Origin of the sequence: Actinomadura darangshiensis (assembly GCF_004349235.1) — a bacterium.
Taxonomy (GTDB): Bacteria; Actinomycetota; Actinomycetes; order Streptosporangiales; family Streptosporangiaceae; genus Spirillospora; species Spirillospora darangshiensis.
Genome location: NZ_SMKY01000183.1, coordinates 1 through 18,282, shown reverse-complemented (window position 1 = coordinate 18,282; position 18,282 = coordinate 1). Strand labels below are relative to the sequence as shown.

Genomic DNA, 18,282 nt, shown 5'->3' with positions numbered 1-18,282 from the left:
CCACCCGCCCACACGCGCCCCATCCGTGGTGGCAAGATCGAGCGGGCGCGAAACCAACCGGTGCACGAGGAGGTGCGCATGGAGCAGGAGACGGCGGGCCCGAGGCTGACGGTCGTCGGGACCGGGTACCTCGGTGCCACGCACGCGATCTGCATGGCCGTGCTCGGCTACGAGGTCCTCGGCGTGGACGTCGACCGGCGCAAGATCGACCGGCTGGCGTCCGGCGAGGTCCCGATCTTCGAGCCCGGGCTGCCGGAGCTGCTCACCAAGGCGCTCGACTCGGGCCGGCTCCGGTTCACCACCTCCTTCGCGGAGGCCGGCGCGTTCGGCGACGTGCACTTCCTGTGCGTGGGGACGCCGCAGCAGGCCGGCTCGGACGCCGCCGACCTCAGCCACGTCGACGCCGCCGTCCGCTCCCTGGCCCCCCACCTGCGCCGCCGCGCCCTCGTCGTCGGCAAGTCCACGGTGCCGGTCGGGACGGCCGCGCAGCTCACCGGGCTCGTCCAGGACCTCGCGCCCGCCGGGACCGACGTCGAGCTGGCATGGAACCCCGAGTTCCTGCGCGAAGGCTTCGCCGTGGACGACACGCTGCGTCCCGACCGGCTCGTGTTCGGCGTCGCCTCCGACTGGGCGGACGAGATGCTCCGCAAAGCGTTCAAGCCCGTCCTCGACCTCGGCACCCCGGTGGTCCGCACCGACCTCGCCACCGCCGAACTGGTCAAGGTCGCCGCCAACTCCTTCCTCGCCACCAAGATCTCCTACATCAACGCGATGGCCGAGGTGTGCGAGGCCGTCGGCGCCGACGTCAAGGACCTCGCCGACTCGCTGGCGCTGGACGACCGGATCGGCGGCAAGTTCCTCAAGCCCGGCCTCGGCTTCGGCGGCGGCTGCCTGCCCAAGGACATCCGAGCGTTCGCGCACCGCGCCGAGGAGATCGGCGTCGGCCAGGCCGTGTCGTTCCTCCGCCAGGTGGACGACATCAACCGGCGCCGCCGGGCCCGCACCGTCGACCTCGTCCGGGAACTGCTCGGCGGCGACTTCGCCGGCAAGCGCATCGCCGCGTGGGGCGCGGCCTTCAAGCCCAACTCCGACGACATCCGCGACGCGCCCGCGCTGGACGTGGCGAGCACGATGCACGATTTGGGCGGCGACGTCCGGATCTACGACCCGGCGGCGCTCGGCAACGCCCGCCAGGCGTTCCCCCAGCTGCGGTACGGCGACAGCGCGTTCGACGTCGCGCAGGACGCCGACGTCGTCGTCCTGCTGACCGAGTGGTCGGACTTCCGGGAGGTCGACCCGGAGGCGCTGGCCGGCGTCGTCCGGCACAAACGCGTCGTGGACGGACGGCACGCGCTCGACGCCGTCCAATGGCGGCGAGCGGGCTGGGAGTACCGCGCCCTGGGCCGCTCCTAGCGGGGAACATCCCGGGCCAGGGGGCCGTTGACGAAGACGAGGGCCGGAGGTCCTCCCGGACGAGGTGCGCCGTACCCGGCAGGCGAAGACGACGCGGACAGTGTTCCGTCTCGTACCGGGAGTAGAACCATGGCCTGGATCCTCGTCATCGTCGCCGGCCTCTTCGAGGTCGCGATGGCCCTGTGCCTGAAGGCCAGCAAGGGCTTCACCCAGCCGCTCCAGTCGGCCGGTTTCGTCGTGTTCGCCGTAGTGAGCTTCGGCCTTCTCACCATCGCGCTGAAGAACCTTGAGGTCGGCACCGCCTACGCGGTCTGGGTCGGCATCGGGGCCGTCGGGACGGCCGTCCTGGGCATGCTCCTCATGGGCGACGAAGTCTCCGCGGCCCGCATCATCGCGCTGGCGTTCATCGTCGCCGGGGTCGTCGGCCTGAACCTCGCCGGAGGCGGCCACTGAAAGGCCAGGAGCGGTCATCGACCACGCAGGTCAGCCGAGTTGGCAGGAACGTAATCTCCCATCACAACGTCTATGGACGTGAGCGCGGGGCGTCGCTCGAACACGGCTCGAACACCGCTCGAACACGGGAGGACGGACCTTGGTCTTCAAGAAGCTGCGTCAGGCGATGGGCATCGGCGGCCCCTCGATCGAAACGATCCTGCACGACCCGAACACGCTGCCCGGCGGTGTCGTCACCGGTGAGGTCACCATCATCGGCGGCCAGTTCAACTCCGACATCAAGTCGGTGAACCTCGCCCTGCGCACGAAGGTCGAGGTCGAGTCGGGCGACAACGAGTACTCCTCGAACCTGGAGTACGCCAAGATGCCCGTCGCGGGCGGGTTCAGCCTGCAGGAGGGCGCGCGGCACAGCGTCCCGTTCCAGTTCGCGATCCCGTGGGAGGCGCCGCTCACCCACATGTACGGGCGCGCGCTGCACGGCACGACGGTCGGGATCGCGACGGAGCTGGAGGTCGCGGGCGCGCTCGACCCGGGCGACCTCGACCCGATCGCCGTCCACCCGCTGCCCGCGCAGGAGCGCATCCTCGCGGCCTTCTCCAACCTCGGCTTCCAGTTCCGCAACGCCGACTGCGAGAAGGGCCGCATCTGGGGCGTCCACCAGGACCTGCCCTTCTACCAGGAGATCGAGTTCTATCCTCCGGGGCAGTACGCGCGCGGCATCAAACAGCTCGAGGTGACGTTCGTGTCGGCCCCGCAGTCGATGGAGGTCGTGCTGGAGCTCGACAAGCGCGGCGGCGTGTTCACCGAGGGGCACGACGCGTTCAGCCGGTTCACCGTCGACTACGCGAGCGTCGAGCACACCGACTGGGAGCGGCAGCTCGACGGCTTCCTGCAGGACGCGGGCCGCCGCCGCGGCTTCTTCTAGGCACGCCGGGCGAAAGGGTCCCCTCCGCGATGTTGATCGTGGAGGGGATTTCCGCGTAGAAAGAGGTTCCGTGCCCCAGCCCCCCGGTCTGAACGACGCCGAACGGCGTCTCTGGAACGCCTTTCCCACCGGCTCGGCCGTCGTGCTCGGCGACGGCCTGCCCGCCGGCCCGCTGCCCGAGCGCATCGTCCGCGCCGAGATCCTCACCCGGCTGCTGCTCGGGGCGTGCGAGCCCCGGACAGGGGCGGTCGCGGCCGTCCGGCTCCGCGGCGCCTACATCACCGGGACGCTGGACGTCTCCGGCGGCATCGTCGAGCACGAGCTCCTCCTGGCGGAGTGCCGGCTCGTCGAGGGGCCGGTCTTCGCCAACACCGAGACCCGCCAGCTCCGGTTCGCCGACTGCCGGATGCCCGGCTTCGACGGCGGCGGCCTGCGCGCGGACGGCTTCCTCAGCATGTCCGGGTCCCGGATCGACGGGGAGGTGAAGCTAATGCGGGCGCAGATCAGCGGCGGCCTGCGGATGAACCGCGTCCGCGTCACCGCACCCTCGCCGGAGCACTGGGCGATCGGGGCGGGCGCCCTCGTGGTGGACGCCGGCGCGTTCATCCGGGACGCGGAGATCACCGGCGGGGTGCGGCTGTCCGGGGCGAAGATGAACGGCGGCCTGTTCATGGAGCGCACCACGCTCGCCAACCCGGGCCGCCTCGCCCTCGACGCGCAGAACATGGTCGTCGAGGACACCTGCGAGTTCAGCAACGGCTTCACCGCGCGCGGCACCGTCCGGCTGCGCAGCGCCCGCTTCAACGGCATCCTGTCGTTCTCCAGGGGCCTCCTCGACTCCACCGATCCGGAGCGGATGGCGCTGCACGCCAGCCACATCCAGGCGGACGAGCTGCTGCTGTGGCCGGAGGAGAAGATCCGGGGCCGGGTGTCGCTGTCGTACTCCCGGATCGACCTGCTCATGGACCATCCGGACATCTGGCCGGACGAGCTGTACCTGAACGGCATGACGTACCAGACGCTGCGCGGCGGCGAGTTCAAGGACCGGCTCAGCTGGGTGGCGCGGGACAAGGAGTTCCATCTCCAGCCGTACGAGCAGCTCGCCGCCTGGTACCACTCCATCGGCCACGACGACCTGGCCCGCAAGGTGCAGCTCGCGAAGCTGCGGGCGCGCCGCCGCGGGCTGAACCCGGTCGGGAAGGCGTGGAGCCACCTGCTCGACTGGACGGTCGGGTTCGGTTTCCGGCCGTGGCTGGCGTTCGCGTGGTTCGGCGTGCTGCTGGCGGCCGGGACGGTGGTGTTCTCGATCGAGCGTCCGCGCCCGGTCAAGCCGCCGGAGGAGCTGCCGTCGTTCCACGCGCTGATCTACTCGCTGGACCTGCTGATCCCGCTCGACACGTTCGGGCAGCAGCTGTCCTACGACGCGGTGAACTGGTCCCGCTGGGTGGCCTACGGGCTCGTCGCGACCGGCTGGGTGCTGGTGACGGCGCTGATCGCCGGCGCGACCCGGGTGCTGCGGCCGAACTGACGGCCGTCCCCCCGCGTCCACCAAGGTGACGGGATCGACGAGAATGGGGCGCCATGGGCACGTATCTGATCACGGGGGCGACGGGCGGCATCGGCACGGCGGTGGCCGAGCTGCTGCGCGAGCGCGGGCACGACCTCATCCTGACGGGCCGCTCCGCCGAGCGGCTGGACACGCTCGCCGGGACGCTGCGCGGCGGCACCGCGCACGCCGCGACGCAGGTCATCAACCCGGGCGCGGTGGCCTCGCCGCCGCGGTCGGCGCCCGTCACGACGATTCCGCTGGACCTGACGACGCCGCGGCGCATCGAGGCGGCCCTGGCGATGGCCGGGGTCCCGGCGCGGCTGGACGGCGTCGTCCACGCGGCGGGCATGGTGCATCTCGGGCCGGTCGCGCAGCTGGAGGCCGACGAATGGATGGAGCACCTGTCGGTCAACCTGGTGTCGGCGGCCGAGCTGACGCGGCTGCTGCTGCCCGCGCTGCGCGCCGCCGAGGGCCACGTCGTCTTCGTCAACTCGACGGCCGGGCTGCGCGCCAACCCCGAGTGGTCGGCGTACGCGGCGAGCAAGTTCGGTCTGCGCGCCCTAGCCGATTCACTGCGCGCGGAGGAGTCGTCCTTGCGCGTCACGACCGTCTACCCGGGGCGGACGGCGACGGAGATGCAGCGCAGCATCCGCGCCCAGGAGGGCCACGCCTACGCGGAGGACGACTTCGCCGCCCCCGGCACCGTGGCGCGTGTCCTGGTCGCCGCCCTGGAGACGCCTCGCGACGCGGTCATCTCAGAGGTCACCGTCCGCCCGAACTGACCTCTCTGCGCAGGAACCAGGAGGCGAGGACGCCGCCGATCAGGCCGAACAGGTGGCCCTGCCACGAGATGGTGGGGTCGTTCGGGATGACGCCGAGCAGCATCGTCCCGTAGACGGCGACGACGGCGACCGCGATCACGATGTCGAGCGCCCGGCGCTCGAAGATCCCGCGTCCGACCAGGTAGCCGAAGAACCCGAAGATCAGGATGCTGGAGCCGAGCGTGTTCGCGGAGCTGAGGAACCACACCCCGAGCCCGCCGACCACGATGATGATCAGGCTGGCGACCAGGAACTTCGCGATGCCGCGCGCCGCCGCGACGAACCCGAGGACCAGGAACGGGATCGTGTTGGCCATCAGGTGCCCGAACCCGGCGTGCATGAACGGCGCGGTGAAGATGTCCGGGAGGTCGCCGACGTCGCGCGGCTGGATCCCGAACCGGTCGAGCCATCCGTCGGTGGTGTAGTCGAACCCTTCCAGGACCCACATCACCGCGGTCACGGACAGGATCAGGACCGCCGACGACAGCGCGCGGGCGCCGTGCTTGGCGAGCCCCTCGGAACGTTGCCGGTCGGGCGAATAGCTCATGGCAGCCACCGTAAGTCTGGACGTCCCTGAATTGCCAACGGGCGGGACGGCCCGATGGTGCCATCGGACGGTTCCGGCATAGTGGGCGGATGCGCGCTGCGATCTGCGAGGAACTCGGCTCCGTCGTCGTGACGGAGGCCCCGCCGCCCGTCCCGGGGCCTGGTCAGGTGCTCGTCACGGTGGAGGCGGCGGGGGTCAACTACGTCGACGCCCTCTTCGTCCAGGGGCGGTACCAGATCAAGCCGCCGCTGCCGTTCGTCCCGGGCAGCGAGGTGGCGGGGACGCTTCCGTCCGGGGAGCGCGTGCTCGTGATGTGCGGGCTGGGCGGATTCGCCTCCCAGGTGGCCGTTGCGGAGGCGTCGGCCGTCCCGATCCCGGACGAACTGGACTTTCCGCGCGCCGCGACCTTCACGCAGAGCTTCAGCACGGCCCTGTTCGCCCTGCGCGACCGCGCGGGCGTGCGTCTGGGCGAGACGGTGCTCATCCTCGGCGCGGGCGGCGGTGTGGGCCTGGCGGCCGTCCAGGTGGCGCGGACGCTGGGCGCCCGTGTCCTGGCGGTGGCGTCGACCGAGGCGAAGCAGGAGGCCGCCCGTGCGGCAGGCGCGGACGAGACGCTGAACAGCGCCGACGACGTCAAGACGGCCGCCCGCGCCTGGTCGGACGGCGGCGTGGACGTGGTGTACGACCCGGTCGGCGGCGCGCTCGCCGACCCCGCCCTGCGCGCACTGCGCGAGCGGGGCCGTTACGTCGTGATCGGTTTCGCGTCGGGGGACATCCCGTCCCTCCCGCTGAACCAGGTCCTGCTGCGCAACCGGACGGTCGCCGGCGTCGACTGGGGCGCCTGGTCGATGGCGAACCCGCTCGACCAGCGCGTCCTGCTGGACGAACTCCTCGGCATGGTGGCGAAGGGCGACCTGGCCCCGGTCGCGCCCCGGACGGAGCCCCTGGCATCGGCGGCGCAGGTCATGGACGACCTGCTGAACCGCCGGGTCGTGGGCAAGGTGGCCCTGCTCCCCTAGCCATCGTGTTGGGTGGGGATCATGACGGAAGGTCGCGCACCCGGTCTCGATCTGCACCTCGACGTGAGGCGGGGAGGCGGCGTGGGCCGGGCCCTGGAGGAGGCGCTCCGCGAGGCCGTCCGGTCCGGGCGTTTCGCCGCCGGCACCCGGCTGCCCGGAAGCCGGAGCCTCGCGGCCGACCTGGGCGTGGCCCGCGGGACGGTCGTCCAGGTCTACGCCCAGCTGACGGCGGAGGGATGGCTGACGGGGACCCGCGGGTCGGGCACGCGTGTTGCCGATGTCGGGACGGTGGCGGCCGACCCGCGACCTGAGCAGCGGCCGCGGCGTCCCGGCGGTGGCATCGATCTTCGGCCGGGCCGCCCGGATCTCAGCTCGTTCCCCCGGACGGTGTGGGCCTCCGCGGTGCGGCGGGCACTGGCGTCGGCCGACCCGCGGGCGTGGGACTACGAGGAGGGCGGCGGATCGGCCGCGCTGCGGTCGGCGATCGCCGGCTATGTCGCCCGGACGCGCGGCGTCCGGGCCGGCGCCGATGCGGTGGTGGTGACGGCCGGGTTCGCGCACGGCCTGGCGATCCTCGGCCGGGCACTCCGCGACATGGGGATCGGATGCGCCGCCACCGAGGACCCGGGCCTGCCACGGCATCGGGACCTGCTGCGGGCGGCCGGGCTGGACGTCGCGCCCCTCCAGGTAGGCCCGGAAGGCGCCGATCCCGCAGACCTGACCGCGCGAACGGGCACCGTCCTCCTCACCCCGGCCCACCAGTTCCCCTGCGGCGTGGTGCTGACCCCGGACCGCCGGACGGCGTTCACGGAATGGGCGCGGCGGCGGGACGGCTACCTCGTCGAGGACGACTACGACGCCGAGTTCCGCTACGGCCGCCAGCCGGTCGGAGCGATGCAGGCGCTGGCCCCCGACCGGGTGGTCTTCGCCGGGAGCGCGAGCAAGTCGCTGGCTCCGGGCATGCGCCTCGGCTGGCTCGTCGTGCCCCCGGCGCTGCGCGGTCCGGTGCTGACCGCCCAGGCGCAGCTCGGCGCCGCGGTGCCCGCCGTCGACCAGCTCGCCTTCGCCGATCTGCTGGAGCGCGGCGACTACGACCGGCACATCCGCCGGGCCCGCCTGGTCTACCGGCGGCGGCGCGCGGAACTGGCGGACCGGCTCCGGCGTCCGCTGGAGGGGGTGGCCGCGGGCCTGCACGCCCTGCTGCCGGTCGCGTCGGCCGAGGAGGAGCGGCGGCTCGTGGACACCGGCCGCTACGCCGGTGTCCGGCTGCACGGCCTGCACAACGACGGTTACTGGCACGAGCCCGCCCCCGAACGGCGCGCCGCACTGGTGATCGGCTACGCCACCCCGCCCCCGCACGCCTGGACGCAAGCGCTGGCCGCCCTCTCCGACCTCACCAACACCTAGCCAGCCCCGTGCGCCATGTGGGGTGTGTTGGGTGCCAGGCCAAGTGCTTGCGCGCGTAGCGGTTGTCGGCGCCTCTCGCCCAGGGGGTGCGGGCGCCTGGGGCCGTTCTCGCGGGTGGTGGTGCGCCTACGGCCTTGCAGAAGGCGGGGACCCACTCGCGGGCTGCGGCGGGCTCGTCGTCGACGACGTTGACCGTCGCGCCGGACGGCCAGCCGAGGGCCTGCACGGCGGCGGTGGCGGCGTCGTCAGCGTGGACGAAGCTGCTGACGTCGTCATCGGCGGCCAGCGTCCCCGCGTGGGCGGCGGTCGCCATGAGCCCGCCCGGCGTGTACCAGGTGTCCGGCCCGTAGAGCAGGCCGTAGCGCAGCACCACCCACTCGGGCAGTTCACGTACCGCGTTCTCCAGGGCCAGCACGCCATCGACGGTCGTCTTGCGCGAGGCGGGCGCGTCCAGGTCGAGCGGGGTGCTCTCGTCGGCCGGGTCCGGTCCGCCCTCGTAGGCCCAGGCGATGCTCTGCGCGACGATGCGCCGGACGCCGGCGGCGAGGGCCGCGTCCACCAGGTTGCGCGTGCCGGTCGCGCCGGCGAGGAGGACGTGCACGTCAGGCCCCCGGTCGCGGGGCGCGGCGGTCGCTGCGGGCGCGCAGCTCTTCCGCGTCGACGAGGGTCAGCATCGGTTCGCCGGGGACGCCCAGCATGACGATGACGAAGCGCGTCCAGGCGTCGGCGAGGTTGTTGGCGGCCTGGTAGTGGACGACGTCGCCGCCGGGCTCCCAGAACGCCTCGCCGGCCCTGATCACCCGCTCGGGCTCGCCCTCCAGCTCGAAGACCATCTCGCCTTCGAGCAGGTAGCCGAAGACCGGTCCCGAATGCCGGTGCGGCGGTGTGCCCGGGTCGCCGGGCGGCAGCTCGACCGTGGCGGTCATGGCCTCGGCGCCCGCCGGGATGAACGGCGGGATCTGGTGCATCAGGGTCGTGAGGTTGGACATGCGGCCGACGCTAGTCGGCGACCGGTTCAATGAAGTAGACCACTTCACGGCCTCTTCATTGGACCGGTTCGAGGGTCAGGCGGCGGAGGCGTGCTCGGACTCGGACGCGTCGCCGCGCACCACGATGACGGGCAGCGGGCGCCGCGCGGGGGCGTCGGCCGTCCGGCGCAGGTAGCGGCGCTCCTCCGGGGTCGTCCCGCCCCAGACGCCGTCGGGCTCACCGACCTTGAGCGCCCAGGCGAGGCAGTCGGCCTTCACCGGGCAGTTGGCGCAGATCGCCTTGGCCGCGTCCTCCTGCGCCTGGAGCACCGGCGCGGAGTAGCCGATCGGGAAGAACAGGTCGGGATCGGCGCCGCGGCAGATGGCGTGGTCGGTCCAGTGTTCCTCGTTCTCGTCGTTCTCGTTGTGGTGCATCGGTTCTCCCTGCGCGGCGACGAGACCACCGTGCAGTAGGGGTGGTCTCCACTCAGCGTAGTACTACAACCCGTAGTACTACAAGACATGCGTGAACGTTGCAACCTAGCGTCCCGATAACCTGGGAGTGTGCAGAGTGATCAAGAAGTGACCTTCCGCGAGGCGACCGCGGACGATCTGCCCCAGATCGTCCGGCTACTCGCCGACGATCCCCTTGGCGCAACGCGCGAAACACTGGCGGAGGAGATCCCGGAGGCCTACGTCGCCGCCTTCGCCGCGATCGACAAGGACCCCAACAACACCCTGGTCGTCGCCGACGCCGGCGGCGCGGTCGCCGGCACGCTCCAGCTGACCTTCATCCCCGGCCTCACCTACACCGGCGGCGAGCGCGCCCAGATCGAGGGCGTCCGCATCGCCGCCGAGCAGCGCGGCGCCGGCCTCGGCCAGGCGATGATCACCTGGGCGATCGACCGGGCCCGCGAGCGCGGCTGCCGCGTCGTCCAGCTCACCACCGACCGGCAGCGCCCGGACGCGATCCGCTTCTACCAGAAGATCGGCTTCCGCCCGTCCCACATGGGCATGAAGTACCACCTGCCCTAAGAGGCCAGGGCGTCCTGCCAGCGGGCGGTGTCGGTGTACTGGTGCAACCACGAGATCCTGCCGTCCGTGACGCGCCACAGGTGCACGAACTCGGCCTCGTGGGCGCGCCCGGTGGACCGCGCGCTCCCCCGGTAGTGCCCGGTCACGACGACGAGCCCATCGGCGGTCTCATGCCACGTCTCGTCGTAGGGGGCCGTGTCGAACTCCATGAAGACCGCACCCCACACGTTCTTGAGAGTCTCCTCGGGCCCGTGGAACAGGCCGCCCGCACCACACGGCAGCCCAGGCGCCGTGTGCGCCTCGAAGTCCGGATGCAGGAGCGCGAGGATCGCCGCCGCATCCGCCGCCTGAGTGGCGGCATAGAACCCCCGGACCCGGTCGGACGCTGTCTCCATGCCGGTCTCCTTCTTTTAGAGGATGTGTTCTAGAATGTCTCCACTACTACCATCGAAGGGCACCACGTGGGAAGACCGCCCAAGTTCGGCGAGGACCGGATCCTCGACGCGGCCCTGGCCGTGACCGCCGAGCACGGCCCCGCCGCCGCGACGATCGCCGCCATCGCCGACCGCCTGGGTGCCCCGTCCGGCTCCCTCTACCACCGGTTCGGCTCCCGCGACCTGCTGCTCGCCACCCTGTGGACCCGCTGCGTACGCCGCTTCCAGGAAGACTTCGTCCGGGCCTTGACCAGCGATGATGTGGAAGCGGCCGCCCTTCACGCTCCCCGCTGGTGCCGCCTGCATCCGGACGAGGCAGCGGTGCTGCTGCTTCACCGCCGCGGGGACCTCGCCGCCGCCTGGCCAGGTGAACTCGCGGAAGACCTGGAAACGTTGAATTCCCAGGTCGCGGATGCACTGACCGGATACGCCGAGCGAAACGGCCTCGACCACGATCGTGTTCTCTTCGCCCTGGTCGACGTCCCCTATGGCGCCGTACGCCGGCACCTCCTCGCCAAGCGTCCGCCGCCCGCGTCCGTGGACGACCTGATCACCACCACCTGCCGAGCCGTCCTGGCGCGGTAGATCAGGCGTGCAGGATCGCCCGGAGGACGCCGGGGGTGTCGGTCAGGTCGGCGAGGACCACCTCGGCGCCCGAGAGGCGGAGGTCGGAGGCAGAGGTGGCGCCGGTCGCGACGGCGACCACGCGGGCGCCGCCTTCGTGGCCGGCGCGGACGTCGTGCGGGGTGTCGCCGATCAGGACGGTGTTGGACGGGGTGAACTCCTCGCCGTACTTGCGGGACGCGCGCTGCTGGGCCAGGGCCACCAGGGGCGGGCGCTCGACGCCGTCCATGCCGTAGGCGCCGGCGTCCAGGTCGAAGAGGCCGGCCAGCCCGAAGGCGGTCAGCTTGATGATCGCGATCTGCGCCATGTTCCCGGTCAGCGCCGACTGGATCACGTCGGGGCGGGCGGCCAGGGCCTTCAGGGCGGCGTGGGCGCCCGGCAGGACGTGGCCGCGCGACGGGAACTCGTGGGCGCGGGCCGCGAACGACTCGGCCAGGGCCGTCGTGAAGGACGCCAGGAGGTCCGCGGTCGGCTCGATGCCGTGGTGGCGGAGGGTGTCGGTGGTGATGGCGCGGTCGGTGCGCCCGGCCATGGGGGCGATCGCGCCGGGCGGGCGGCCGATGAGGCGGTGGAAGACCGTCCCGTAGATCTCGGCGCTGACGCCGCCGGCGTTGATCAGCGTGTGGTCGATGTCCCAGAGCACCAAGGTCCGCACCCGTAGATCGTAGGCGTCCGCAAGGTTTCTGTTTCCGTTCATCTTGGCGTGAAATGCTTGTTACCTGGGTGTGCGTGCTGTTTGTCGAGCGTCGCGAGGGAGCAGAGCGTGGCCGAAAGGCATCTGGAGATCGAGCAGAAGTACGACGCCGCCGCCGGGTTCGTCCTGCCGGACCTGGACGGGCTGCCGGGCGTGGCGTCGGTCGGGGAGCCCGAGGTCCACGAGCTGCACGCCACCTATTTCGACACCCCCGGCCTGCGGCTCGCCGCCGCCAGGATCACGCTGCGCCGGCGGCGGGGCGGGACGGACGCGGGCTGGCATCTGAAGCTGCCCGCCGGGCCGGACGGCAAGCAGGAGGTCAGGGCGCCGCTGGGGCGGCCGCTGATCGTCCCGGCGCTGCTGGCGGGCCTGGTCGCGGCGCACACGCGGGGGACGGAGCTGAGTCCCGTCGCGACGCTCCAGACCCGCAGGACGGTGGTGCGGCTGCTCGACGCCGACGGCGAAGTGCTGGCCGAGGTCGCCGACGACCTGGTGACCGGCCAGGGCGGCGACGCCGAGCCGGAGCGATGGCGGGAGATCGAGGTCGAGCTCGGCAGCGGGGCGCCGGAACTGCTCAAGTCGACCGGGAAGCGGCTCCGGAAGGCGGGCGCGAAGAAGGCCAAGTCGTCGTCCAAGCTCGGCCGGCTCCTCGGCACCGTGCCCGCGGAGGCGGCGGCGCGGCGGACCGCGGCCAGGTCGCGGATCACGGCCGCCACCAGCAACGGGAAGGCGCCGTCGATCACGATCGGGGAGGTGGTGCTGGCCTACCTCGCCGAGCAGGCCGACGCGGTCATCCGGTTCGACCCGGACGCGCGGATGGGCGAGGACGACGCCGTCCACCGGATGCGGGTGGCCGTGCGCCGGACGCGCAGCACCCTGCGCTGCTACCGGCCCGTCCTCGACGACGTCCGGACCGCGCAGCTCGGGCCGGAGCTGCGGTGGCTGGCGCAGGCGCTCGGAGAAGTGCGCGACCTTGAGGTGCTGCGCATGCGCTTCCAGGGTGCGCCCGCCTTTCTGCTGGACGACCTCGAAAGCCAGGAGAAGGCGGCCTACCGGCGCCTGAACGCGGGCCTCAAGGAGCAGCGGTATTTCACGCTCCTCGACGACCTCGACAGGCTGGTCGCCGATCCGCCGTTCAGCGCCGCGGCCGAGAAGAAGGCCCGCAAGGAACTGCCCGGATTCGTCACGCGCGCATGGGAGCGGATGGCGAAGGACTACGCGTCGATCAAGACGTCCGGCGACCCCGACACCGCGCGGCACGAGACCCGCAAGGCGGCCAAGCGCGCCCGGTACGCGGCCGAACTGGCGGTCCCGGTGCTGGGTGCGGCGGCGAAGCGGGTGGTCGGGGACGCCAAGCGCATCCAGGGGGTGCTCGGCGACCACCAGGACAGCGTGATCGCGATGCAGCACCTCGACGCGGCCGGAAAGAGCGCGCGGACGACCGAAGAGGCGTTCGCGCTCGGTGTGCTCTACGGAAACGAGCAGTGCGAGGCCGAGAAGGCGAAGAACCTTCTGTCGACTACCTGGTCCCGGACGCTGGGCCCGTCCTTCTAGGGCTGTGTCGTTCGAGGGCTGTGGCGTTCCAGGGCGGCCATTGAGCGGCCGGTCAGGTGCGCCGTCCAGAATTCGCCTTTGCGCAGGCTCGGGTCGTCGGGCACCTTCTCGCCGAATGCTTTGCACAGCCCGGTGACGAGTGCGGAGACGATTTCGCCGTGGGTGCTCACCACCATGGGGGCGCCGGCGGAGCCGAGCAGCCGCTCCACGGCCTGCTCCGGGCTGGTGTCGCCGACCGTGAAGGCCGCGTCCGTCCGCACGGACGCCCGGATCAGCCGCGCATACGGAAGCACGGTCTCCAGGCAGCGCGCCGTCGCCGAGCTGACCGGGCGCAGGATCCCGTAGCAGTGCAGAAGTCCGGCCAGGTCGGCCGCCTCGGCGCGCCCGGTCGCGTCCAGGGGGCGCAGCTCGTCGGCGTCGCGCCAGGCGTGCTTCTCCCCCGCGCTCGCGTGCCGCAGGATCACGAGCGGCGCGGTGTGCAGCGGCCCGCGCAGGAACTCGCGCAACAGGTCGACGTCGTGCGCGTAACTGAGCCTGGCCTCCGCCTCCCCGGCCGGCAGCCAGACCAGTTCGTCGACCTCGTCGTTGGGCGTGAACGCGCTCTCGGCGACGGGACGCGCGGCCCAGTACTCGACCCGCTTCGTCCGCTCCCCGACCGGATACGTGCAGGTCGGCAGGCGGCGCCCCAGGCGCGGGACGATCCCCGTCTCCTCCTCGATCTCCCGGACGGCGGCCCGCAGCACATGCTCGCCCGGGTCGATCTTGCCCTTGGGAAACGACCAGTCGTCGTAGCGCGGCCGGTGGATCACCGCGAACTCGGGGCCGTCCCGCCACAGCAGCGCGCCGGCCGCCCGGATCGTCGGCTCAGCCATCGACCGTCCTCCACCTGCGGCTCTTGACCAGGTGGGTCTGGATGTCCTGCATGGTCTCACCCGGACGGGCGGTGTTCCGCGTCCAGGTGCCGGCGCCGTCCAGCGTCCACGCGTGGGTGCCGGCGTCCATGGCCCGGTCGAGCAGGGAGAGCAGGTCGTCGCGCTGCGCCCGGTCGGTGACGGTGACGAGCGCCTCGACGCGGCGGTCCAGGTTGCGGTGCATCAGGTCGGCGCTGCCGATCCACACCTCGGGCTCGCCGCCGTTCTCGAACGCGAACACCCGCGAGTGCTCCAGGAACCGGCCGAGGACGCTCCGCACCCGGATCGTGTCCGACAGGCCGGGCACGCCGGGGCGCAGCGCGCAGATGCCGCGGACCCAGACGTCCACCGGCACCCCGGCCCGCGACGCCCGGTACAGCGCGTCGATGACCACCTCGTCGACGAGCGAGTTGCACTTGACCCGCACCCGCGCCGGGTGCCCGGCCCGCCGGTTGTCGATCTCGTGCTCGATCCGCTGGACGAGCCCGGACCGCAGGTTGTTCGGCGCGACGAGCAGCCGGTGGTAGGAGCTCTGCCGCGAGTAGCCGGTGAGGTGGTTGAACAGGGCGCTGACGTCCTCGCCGACCTCGGCGTCGGCGGTGAGCAGCCCGAAGTCCTCGTAGAGGCGGGCGGTCTTCGGGTGGTAGTTGCCGGTGCCGATGTGGCAGTAGCGGCGCAGCTGGCCGTCCGCGTCCTGCCGGACGATCAGCGCGAGCTTGCAGTGCGTCTTCAGCCCGACGAACCCGTAGACGACGTGGCAGCCGGCCGTCTCCAGCTTGCGCGCCCACGCGATGTTGGCGCGCTCGTCGAAGCGGGCCTTCAGCTCGACGACGACCACGACCTGCTTGCCGGCCTCGGCGGCGCTCATCAGCGCGTCCACGATCGGGGAGTCGCCGCTCGTCCGGTACAGCGTCTGCTTGATCGCGAGGACGCGCGGGTCGGTCGCGGCGTCCTCGATCAGCCGCTGGACGGTCGTGGTGAACGAGTCGTAGGGGTGGTGGACGAGGACGTCCCGCTCACGGATGGCGCTGAAGATGCTCGCATCCTCCGGCAGCGCTTCCTTGGACGGGACGAAAGGGGGATACCTCAGCTCCGGCCGGTCGAGATCGGCGATGGACGAGAGCCCGCCGAGGTCGAGCGGCCCGACGACGCGGTAGATCTGCCCCTCGTCCACCGCCAGCTCGGAGGTGAGCAGCTCCAGCACGCCCTCGGAGATCGACTCCTCGACCTCCAGCCGGACGACCGGGCCGAACCTGCGGCGCAGCAGCTCGCGTTCGAGCGCCTGCAGCAGCCCCTCGCTGATGTCGTCGTCGATCTCCAGGTCCTGGTTGCGGGTGACGCGGAAGGCGTGGTGCTCGACCACCTCCATCCCGACGAACAGCTGCCCGAGGTGCGCGGCGATGACGTCCTCCAGCGGCGTGAACCGGTCGGGGGACGCCTCGAAGAAGCGCGGCAGCAGCGGCGGCACCTTGACCCGGGCGAACATCGTCGCGTCCGTCTCCGGATCCTTGACGATCACCGCCAGGTTCAGCGACAGGCCGGAGATGTAGGGGAACGGGTGCGCGGAGTCGACGACGAGCGGGGTGAGGACGGGGTAGATCCGGTCCCGGAACAGCCGCCGCAGCCGCTCCTGCTCGGTCTCGGCCAGCTCGTCCCAGCGCAGGATGTCGATGCCCTCGTCGCCGAGCGCGGGCGCGATCCCGTGCCGGAAGCAGGACGCCTGCCGCTGCATCAGCTCGTGCGCGACCTCACCGGTGCGCTCCAGCACCTCGCGGGGCTGCCGGCCGCTCGCGGACTGGACGGCCAGGCCGGTCGCCATCCGGCGGGCGAGGCCGGCGACGCGGACCATGAAGAACTCGTCCAGGTTGCTGGAGAAGATCGACAGGAAGCGGACGCGCTCCAGCAGCGGCAGGGCGGGGTCCTCGGCCAGCTCCAGGACGCGCTGGTTGAATCTCAGCCAGCTCTCCTCCCGGTCGAGGAAGCGGTCATCGGGCAGCGCCTCGGACGGTTGAGGAAGATGTCCTGGGTTGACGGTCATGCCGGAATTTTCCCTGACTCAGGTGAACGGCAGTGGAACTGGCGAGCGATTCGCCGAAGAATCGGACTCTTGGATCATGCCCGCGGTTCCCGCTGATCACTCGGGGCGGCGCGTCCGCGTCCGGCCTGACCGCGGGGTGGTAACGACCTGGCCACCGGGAGACCTTCACGCCGCGGGCGCACGTGGGTAGAACGAACACCGTGACCCAACACGAACCCCCTCGCCGCCCGTCCGCGCCGCCGACGGTCTCCTGGCCCCGGTGCACCGCCGTCTACGGGTGCACGGGACGCGCCGGCGGGGAGCTCGGGAGCTGCGCCGCCCACCTGCGCCCCCGCGAGTTCGAGCGGTTCGTGGCCGCGCTGCGCCCCGGCGCCGACATCGACCTGCGCGGCGTCACCGTCCCGTCGTGGCTGCTGGACGCCGTCCTCGACGCCGTCACCGGCCCGGACGGGCGCCCCCACCTCGGCCGGACGCGCTTCGACGGCGCGGTGCTGCCGTCCGACGCGGCGCTGCGCGGCTTCTGCGTCGAGGGCGACAGCTCCTTCGACGACGCCTGCTTCCTCGGCGGCGTCTCGTTCTACGACGCCCGGTTCTTCGGCAACGCCTCGTTCCGCGGGGCGCGGTTCGGGCGCAACGTCTCCTTCCACGAGGCGCGCTTCCACCGGCACACCTCGTTCGAGGAGGCCGTCTTCACCGGCGACGCCGTCTTCGGCGAGGCCCGCTGGCACGCCGACGCCTCGTTCCGCAAGACCGTCTTCATGGGCGCGGCCTGCTTCGACCGCGCCCGCTTCGGCCGCGACGCCGCGATGCAGGCGGCCTGCTTCGGCGGGCCGGTGTCGTTCAAGCGCGTCCAGGTGACCCGGCACGCCCGGTTCGAGCGGACCCGGTTCCGGCAGGGCGTGTGGCTCGGCCCCCTGACGGCGGGCGGCCGGATCGCGCTGGCGGACGCGACCGTCCACGGCGGCCTCCGGGTGCACGCGGCGGCGCGGCTCGTCACGGCGCGCGGCGCGACCGTGCACGGGGAGGCCGACTTCCGGCTGCGGCACGCCGAACTCGACCTGGAGGACGCCGTGTTCGAGGGCCCCGCCGCCGTCCGGTCGCTGGCCCACCCGATCCAGGGGCTCCCCCCGCGGACGGGCCCGGCCGCCGTCCGGCTCGTCTCGCTACGGCGGGCGGACGCGACCCGGCTGCTGCTCGCCGACGTCGACCTGAGCGGCTGCGGGTTCCTCGGGCTGCGCCGGCCGGACGCCTTGCGGATCACGGGGGACTGCTCGTTCGCGACCACCCTCCGCCGGGGCCCGCTGCGCCCGGGAGGCCGGGCGGTCCTCGCCGAGGACCTGGCCGGCGGCACCGGCGACCCGCGCCACGACGACCGGCTGCGGACGCTCTACCTGGAGCTGGCCCGCGCCACCGCCGACGCCGACCGCGGCCGCCTGGCCAGGGACTTCCGCTACGGCGCGCTGGAGGTGCGGCGGCGCGGCGAGCGCGACCCGTGGCGCCGCGCGGGCCTGCACGTCCTGTGGATCACCTGCGGCTACGGCCTCCGGGCGGGACGCGTCGTCGCCTGGCTCGCGGTCATCGTGGCCCTCGTGTGCTGCGGCGCGTCATTCCTGCGGCACGACGGCCGGATGGACGGTGCGCGCAGCGCGCACTTGACCGGCCGGAACACATAACGGCGCCACCCCTAAAGGCAGCGGGGGCCGTTTTGTCAGACCCTCGCGTAATGATTCTTGTTATGAGCAGAGACACCCATCCGGGGGTGCAGTGCCCGCACTGCCAATCGCATCTCGCGCTCGTCCCCGTGACTGGTAACCCCGTGACCGGTGACCCCGTGACCGGTAGCACCGCGTCCGGTAACACCGTGCCCGGAAACTCCGCCGCCCCGACCGC

The 18,282-nt window shown here is 72.2% G+C and carries 19 protein-coding genes and 1 riboswitch; of the genes, 11 read left to right on the top strand and 8 right to left on the bottom strand.

What is annotated here, in order from left to right; all coding sequences use genetic code 11:
* Window positions 1–78 precede the first annotated feature (78 nt).
* From E1293_RS30915 to E1293_RS30895, 5 genes are all read left to right on the top strand, one after another.
* Window positions 79–1,413 carry a UDP-glucose dehydrogenase family protein gene (locus E1293_RS30915; RefSeq protein ID WP_132201016.1) on the top strand — a complete coding sequence of 445 codons (1,335 nt, stop codon included), beginning with the start codon at window positions 79–81 and terminating at the stop codon, window positions 1,411–1,413.
* A gap of 35 nt (window positions 1,414–1,448) precedes the next feature.
* Window positions 1,449–1,511, top strand: a riboswitch (guanidine-III (ykkC-III) riboswitch).
* 31 nt (window positions 1,512–1,542) lie between these two features.
* Window positions 1,543–1,866: a DMT family transporter gene (locus E1293_RS30910; RefSeq protein WP_132201015.1), complete on the top strand. Its 324-nt coding sequence runs from the start codon at window positions 1,543–1,545 to the stop codon at window positions 1,864–1,866.
* Window positions 1,867–2,005: 139 nt separating this feature from the next.
* Window positions 2,006–2,791, top strand: a complete 786-nt coding sequence (locus tag E1293_RS30905) for a sporulation protein (protein WP_132201014.1) — start codon at window positions 2,006–2,008, stop codon at window positions 2,789–2,791.
* A 70-nt stretch (window positions 2,792–2,861) separates the two neighbouring features.
* On the top strand, window positions 2,862–4,319 hold the full coding sequence (locus tag E1293_RS30900; protein ID WP_132201013.1) for a hypothetical protein: 1,458 nt from the start codon (window positions 2,862–2,864) through the stop codon (window positions 4,317–4,319).
* A 53-nt stretch (window positions 4,320–4,372) separates the two neighbouring features.
* Complete coding sequence (locus tag E1293_RS30895; RefSeq protein ID WP_132201012.1) at window positions 4,373–5,122, top strand: SDR family oxidoreductase; 750 nt, start codon at window positions 4,373–4,375, stop codon at window positions 5,120–5,122.
* On the opposite strand, the gene E1293_RS30890 is transcribed toward E1293_RS30895, so the two are convergent.
* Entirely contained in the window at window positions 5,103–5,708 is a 606-nt protein-coding gene (locus tag E1293_RS30890) for a rhomboid family intramembrane serine protease (protein ID WP_132201011.1), read from the bottom strand. The two genes, E1293_RS30895 and E1293_RS30890, sit on opposite strands and share 20 nt — an antisense overlap.
* A gap of 89 nt (window positions 5,709–5,797) precedes the next feature.
* Between E1293_RS30890 and E1293_RS30885 the strand changes: the two genes are divergently transcribed.
* The gene (locus E1293_RS30885) at window positions 5,798–6,727 is read left to right on the top strand and encodes an NADPH:quinone oxidoreductase family protein (protein ID WP_132201010.1); all 930 of its coding nucleotides are present in this window, start codon (window positions 5,798–5,800) and stop codon (window positions 6,725–6,727) included.
* Between the two features lie 81 nt (window positions 6,728–6,808).
* Window positions 6,809–8,134: a MocR-like pyridoxine biosynthesis transcription factor PdxR gene (gene pdxR, locus E1293_RS30880; RefSeq protein WP_207939190.1), complete on the top strand. Its 1,326-nt coding sequence runs from the start codon at window positions 6,809–6,811 to the stop codon at window positions 8,132–8,134.
* Here the strand turns inward: pdxR and E1293_RS30875 are convergent.
* The 3 genes from E1293_RS30875 to E1293_RS30865 all read right to left on the bottom strand — a co-directional run bounded on the left by E1293_RS30875 (window position 8,121) and on the right by E1293_RS30865 (window position 9,537).
* Complete coding sequence (locus E1293_RS30875; RefSeq protein WP_207939189.1) at window positions 8,121–8,735, bottom strand: NAD-dependent epimerase/dehydratase family protein; 615 nt, start codon at window positions 8,733–8,735, stop codon at window positions 8,121–8,123. The two genes, pdxR and E1293_RS30875, sit on opposite strands and share 14 nt — an antisense overlap.
* Before the next feature lies 1 nt (window position 8,736).
* Window positions 8,737–9,123 (bottom strand): cupin domain-containing protein, encoded by a 387-nt coding sequence (locus tag E1293_RS30870; protein ID WP_132201008.1) that lies wholly within the window; start codon window positions 9,121–9,123, stop codon window positions 8,737–8,739.
* A 75-nt stretch (window positions 9,124–9,198) separates the two neighbouring features.
* On the bottom strand, window positions 9,199–9,537 hold the full coding sequence (locus E1293_RS30865) for a WhiB family transcriptional regulator (RefSeq protein ID WP_132201007.1): 339 nt from the start codon (window positions 9,535–9,537) through the stop codon (window positions 9,199–9,201).
* 147 nt (window positions 9,538–9,684) lie between these two features.
* On the opposite strand from E1293_RS30865, the gene E1293_RS30860 reads away from it, so the two are divergent.
* A complete protein-coding gene (locus E1293_RS30860; protein WP_132201017.1) occupies window positions 9,685–10,137 on the top strand; it encodes a GNAT family N-acetyltransferase in 453 nt (150 codons plus the stop codon).
* Here E1293_RS30860 and E1293_RS30855 read toward each other — a convergent pair.
* Entirely contained in the window at window positions 10,134–10,532 is a 399-nt protein-coding gene (locus E1293_RS30855; RefSeq protein ID WP_132201006.1) for a nuclear transport factor 2 family protein, read from the bottom strand. The genes E1293_RS30860 and E1293_RS30855 overlap by 4 nt on opposite strands.
* A 66-nt stretch (window positions 10,533–10,598) precedes the next feature.
* Here E1293_RS30855 and E1293_RS30850 point away from each other — a divergent pair, with 66 nt between their 5' ends.
* A complete protein-coding gene (locus E1293_RS30850; RefSeq protein WP_165978465.1) occupies window positions 10,599–11,156 on the top strand; it encodes a TetR/AcrR family transcriptional regulator in 558 nt (185 codons plus the stop codon).
* A 1-nt stretch (window position 11,157) separates the two neighbouring features.
* On the opposite strand, the gene E1293_RS30845 is transcribed toward E1293_RS30850, so the two are convergent.
* Window positions 11,158–11,850, bottom strand: a complete 693-nt coding sequence (locus tag E1293_RS30845; RefSeq protein WP_207939188.1) for an HAD family hydrolase — start codon at window positions 11,848–11,850, stop codon at window positions 11,158–11,160.
* Between the two features lie 108 nt (window positions 11,851–11,958).
* Here E1293_RS30845 and E1293_RS30840 point away from each other — a divergent pair, with 108 nt between their 5' ends.
* Window positions 11,959–13,443, top strand: coding sequence for a CYTH and CHAD domain-containing protein (locus tag E1293_RS30840; protein ID WP_132201003.1), 1,485 nt, complete (start codon window positions 11,959–11,961; stop codon window positions 13,441–13,443).
* Here the strand turns inward: E1293_RS30840 and E1293_RS30835 are convergent.
* Window positions 13,440–14,315: an NUDIX hydrolase gene (locus tag E1293_RS30835; protein ID WP_132201002.1), complete on the bottom strand. Its 876-nt coding sequence runs from the start codon at window positions 14,313–14,315 to the stop codon at window positions 13,440–13,442. The two genes, E1293_RS30840 and E1293_RS30835, sit on opposite strands and share 4 nt — an antisense overlap.
* Window positions 14,308–16,392 (bottom strand): RNA degradosome polyphosphate kinase, encoded by a 2,085-nt coding sequence (locus tag E1293_RS30830; RefSeq protein ID WP_132201001.1) that lies wholly within the window; start codon window positions 16,390–16,392, stop codon window positions 14,308–14,310. The genes E1293_RS30835 and E1293_RS30830 overlap by 8 nt, the downstream gene beginning before the upstream one ends.
* Before the next feature lie 200 nt (window positions 16,393–16,592).
* Here E1293_RS30830 and E1293_RS30825 point away from each other — a divergent pair, with 200 nt between their 5' ends.
* The gene (locus E1293_RS30825; protein WP_165978464.1) at window positions 16,593–18,065 is read left to right on the top strand and encodes a pentapeptide repeat-containing protein; all 1,473 of its coding nucleotides are present in this window, start codon (window positions 16,593–16,595) and stop codon (window positions 18,063–18,065) included.
* Window positions 18,066–18,282 lie beyond the last annotated feature (217 nt).

Bases quoted from the DNA above. Each gene is read 5' to 3' on its own strand.
- E1293_RS30830 (WP_132201001.1), bottom strand. From the start codon at position 16,392: ATGACCGTCAACCCAGGACATCTTCCTCAACCGTCCGAGGCGCTGCCC.
- E1293_RS30885 (WP_132201010.1), top strand. From the start codon at position 5,798: ATGCGCGCTGCGATCTGCGAGGAACTCGGCTCCGTCGTCGTGACGGAG.
- E1293_RS30890 (WP_132201011.1), bottom strand. From the start codon at position 5,708: ATGAGCTATTCGCCCGACCGGCAACGTTCCGAGGGGCTCGCCAAGCAC.
- E1293_RS30910 (WP_132201015.1), top strand. From the start codon at position 1,543: ATGGCCTGGATCCTCGTCATCGTCGCCGGCCTCTTCGAGGTCGCGATG.
- E1293_RS30865 (WP_132201007.1), bottom strand. From the start codon at position 9,537: ATGCACCACAACGAGAACGACGAGAACGAGGAACACTGGACCGACCAC.
- E1293_RS30915 (WP_132201016.1), top strand. From the start codon at position 79: ATGGAGCAGGAGACGGCGGGCCCGAGGCTGACGGTCGTCGGGACCGGG.
- E1293_RS30855 (WP_132201006.1), bottom strand. From the start codon at position 10,532: ATGGAGACAGCGTCCGACCGGGTCCGGGGGTTCTATGCCGCCACTCAG.
- E1293_RS30895 (WP_132201012.1), top strand. From the start codon at position 4,373: ATGGGCACGTATCTGATCACGGGGGCGACGGGCGGCATCGGCACGGCG.
- E1293_RS30835 (WP_132201002.1), bottom strand. From the start codon at position 14,315: ATGGCTGAGCCGACGATCCGGGCGGCCGGCGCGCTGCTGTGGCGGGAC.
- E1293_RS30870 (WP_132201008.1), bottom strand. From the start codon at position 9,123: ATGTCCAACCTCACGACCCTGATGCACCAGATCCCGCCGTTCATCCCG.